This window comes from Rhizomicrobium sp. (genome assembly GCF_056722145.1).
Genome location: NZ_JBWZET010000145.1, coordinates 1 through 3,075 on the forward strand (window position 1 = coordinate 1; position 3,075 = coordinate 3,075).

General features: G+C 64.8%; 5 protein-coding genes. All 5 read right to left on the reverse strand.

What is annotated here, in order from left to right; genetic code table 11:
• On the reverse strand, nucleotides 1–138 hold a 138-nt coding region (locus tag AC1P6P_RS08140), incomplete at its 3' end, for a CoA-transferase (protein WP_481401942.1).
• On the reverse strand, nucleotides 135–611 hold the full coding sequence (locus AC1P6P_RS08145) for a MarR family winged helix-turn-helix transcriptional regulator (protein WP_481401939.1): 477 nt from the start codon (nucleotides 609–611) through the stop codon (nucleotides 135–137). The genes AC1P6P_RS08145 and AC1P6P_RS08140, both read right to left, overlap by 4 nt.
• Nucleotides 601–1,239 (reverse strand): maleylacetoacetate isomerase, encoded by a 639-nt coding sequence (gene maiA, locus AC1P6P_RS08150; RefSeq protein WP_481401943.1) that lies wholly within the window; start codon nucleotides 1,237–1,239, stop codon nucleotides 601–603. The genes AC1P6P_RS08145 and maiA overlap by 11 nt, the downstream gene beginning before the upstream one ends.
• Nucleotides 1,239–2,219, reverse strand: a complete 981-nt coding sequence (locus AC1P6P_RS08155; RefSeq protein WP_481401940.1) for a fumarylacetoacetate hydrolase family protein — start codon at nucleotides 2,217–2,219, stop codon at nucleotides 1,239–1,241. The genes maiA and AC1P6P_RS08155 overlap by 1 nt, the downstream gene beginning before the upstream one ends.
• Nucleotides 2,216–3,075: homogentisate 1,2-dioxygenase (locus tag AC1P6P_RS08160; protein ID WP_481401941.1), on the reverse strand; the 860-nt coding region annotated here is incomplete at its 5' end. The genes AC1P6P_RS08160 and AC1P6P_RS08155, both read right to left, overlap by 4 nt.

Sequence of the window (3,075 nt, forward strand, 5' to 3'; positions counted from 1 at the left end):
GTTCTTCACGCCGCTGTCGCGCAAGGCGGCGATCAAGTTTTCGGCAATGCCGCACAGCCCAAAGCCGCCACTCATCACGGTCATGCCATCGAACAGCAGGCCGGAGAGGGCCTCGCGCGCGTTCGCACATACCTTCATGATGGCTCCATAAGTTGGATCAGCGCGTCGACCTGGCAATCGAGTTTGACGAGGATTGCGTCGATCTGGTCGCGTTCGGCCGCGGTGAATTTTGCCATCAGCCGGCGCTCGATCTGCAACGCCGACGGCACGATCTTGCGATAGACGGCGCGCCCCGATGGGCTCAGGGTCAAGCGCGCGATGCGGCTGTCGGTCCGATCGGCTGCGCGTGCCAGACGCCCCGCCGCGGCAAGTCGGGCGACGGCGCGGCTGACCTGGACCTTGTCCATCGCCGTGCGGTCGGCGACTTCGCGCGACGACAGGCCGGGCGTACTGCCGAGCGCCGCCATCACCCGCCATTCCGCCGGCGTGAGATCGAACCGGCTCGCATATTGGCGAGCAATCGCCGCACTGATGCGATTGGTCAGGACCGACAGGCGGTAGGGCAGAAAGCGCTCGAGCTCGAGCCGCTCGCCGACAACCTCATTCCGCATCGGGCTGCCTCGACGGATCGGCGACACGGAACGCCGGATGCTCGCCGCACGCCGCCTCGATCCGCAGCAAAGTCGGATACGGCGTGACATCGACATCGTAGCGGCGCGCGTTGAAAAGCTGCGGCACGAGGCAAAGATCGGCAAGCCCGGGCGCGTCGCCGTGACAAAACCGTCCGGTCTCGGACGATTGCGCCAGCAGGATTTCCAGCGCCGCAAAACCTTCCGCCATCCAGTGACGCTGCCACGCCGCGCGGGCGCTGTCGCCAAGTTCGAACTGACCTTTCAGGAACCGCAGCACGCGCAGATTGTTGAGCGGATGAATGTCGCAGGCGACGATGCCGGCAAGCTGGCGCACGCGGGCGCGGGCAAGCGGCTCCTTGGGCAGCAGTGGCGGTTCGGGATGCGTCTCGTCCAGATATTCGATGATGGCGAGCGATTGTCCGAGTGCGTGGCCCTCGACCTCGAGTGTCGGCACCAGCCTTTGCGGATTGCGGGCACGATAAGCGGCCGCCTGCTGCTCGTCTTTGCGCAAATGCACCGGCACCGCGTCGTAGGAAATGCCTTTCAACGCCAGCGCGATGCGCACGCGCCACGCCGCCGACGAGCGGTAATAGGTGTAAAGCCGCATCATCCCTCTCCCGTGTAGCATGCAACGGTCTGGTCGATGGCACCGAATATCGACCGGCCGTCGTCGAACATTTCGATGCGTACGCGATCGTCGAAGCGCAGGAACGGCGTCGTTGGGGCGCCGCTCGCAATCGTTTCCAGCATGCGCCGTTCGGCAATGCAGGCGGAGCCGCGCGGCGCACCGCGGTTCGACACCGTGCCGGAGCCGATGATGCTGCCGGCGCCGAGAACGCGCGTTTTCGCAGCGTGCGCGATCAGTTGCGGAAAGCTGAAGGTCATGTCGTCGCCGGCATCGGGCGCGCCGAACACTTCGCCATTGAGCGTCACGATCAGCGGCAGGTGCAGCTTGCCATCCCGCCAGGCGCTGCCGAGTTCGTCCGGCGTGACGGCCACCGGAGAAAACGCGGTCGCGGGTTTCGACTGGAAAAAACCGAAGCCTTTTGCGATCTCCGCGGGGATCAAATTGCGCAGCGAAACGTCATTGGCCAGCATCACCAACTTGATGTGGCGTTCCGTATCGGTGGTGCCCATCGCCACGTCGTCGGTGATCACCGCGACTTCGCCTTCGAAATCGATGCCCCAGCTGTCGTCGGCCGCCAGGATCGGATCGGTCGGGCCGATGAAGCTGTCGGAACCGCCCTGATACAGCAACGGATCGGTCCAGAAACTCGGCGGCATCTCGGCGCTGCGGGCCTTGCGCACCAGTTCGACATGGCTGACGTAAGCCGAACCGTCCGCCCACTGAAAAGCGCGCGGCAATGGTGCTGCACATCGGCCGGCGTCGAACGGCCGGGTATTTTCCACCCGCCCGTGATTGAGGCGGCGGTATACTTCAGCAAGATCGGGCGCGATGTTCTCCCAATCGTCCAGCGCGGCTTGGAGTGTCGGTGCGATGTGCGGCACGGCGGTGCAGACCGCAAGGTCGCGATCGACGACCACCAGCCTGCCGTCACGCCCGTGCCGGAAAGACGCCAGTTTCATCGCGTTTTCCAGCTGTCGGAATAGGCCGCCACGTCCTGTGCCCGAGCCGCTTCGCTAAGGTCGAGCCCATCGCGGGCATCGATCATCACCGCGACTTCGTCGGTTGCGGTTCTGCTTCCGCCCGCCGCGAACGCCTTGGGATGGGGGCCATGAGTGAAGCCGCTCGGATGGAACGTCACCATGCCGGGCTTGATGGTGTCGCGGCTGAAGAAGTCGCCGGCGTGATAGAAGATCACCTCGTCGAAATCGTCGTTGGAATGGAAGAACGGCACTTTCAGCGCGCCGGGATCGGTTTCGAGCGGCCGTGGCACGAAGGTGCAGACGACGAAGCGGTCGGCGACGAACGTCGCATGCACACTCGGCGGCAGATGATAGCGATGGCTCGTCACCGGTCGGATGTCGCGCCAATTGAGCTTCAGCGCCGCCACATCGCCTTTCCAGCCGATAGCATCGAGCGGATTGAAGGGATAGGTGATGGTTGATATCGCGTTGCGGCGCTTCACCATCACGCGCGTTTCGCGCTCGCTCTGCTGCGCCTTGAAGGCGTCATCGATCGCGGGCGTGGCGAGCGCCGCCGGATCGAAGATTGCGTGCGGGCCGAGAACGCCGCGGTCCGGCAGCTTGTAAGCGCCGCCGGTTGCCTCGATCAGCAATGCCACCGTGCGTTGACGCGGCTCCACGCGCCACATCGTCCCGCGCGGCAAGACGAGGTAATCGCCATCGCGGTATTCGAGATGGCCGAAGTCGCAGAACAGGTCGCCTTCGCCCTGGTGCACGAACAGAAGCTCGTCGCCGTCGGCATTGCGCGCCAGGTTCGGCATCGCCCGATCGGCCGCCCAGATGTGCATGGCCACGT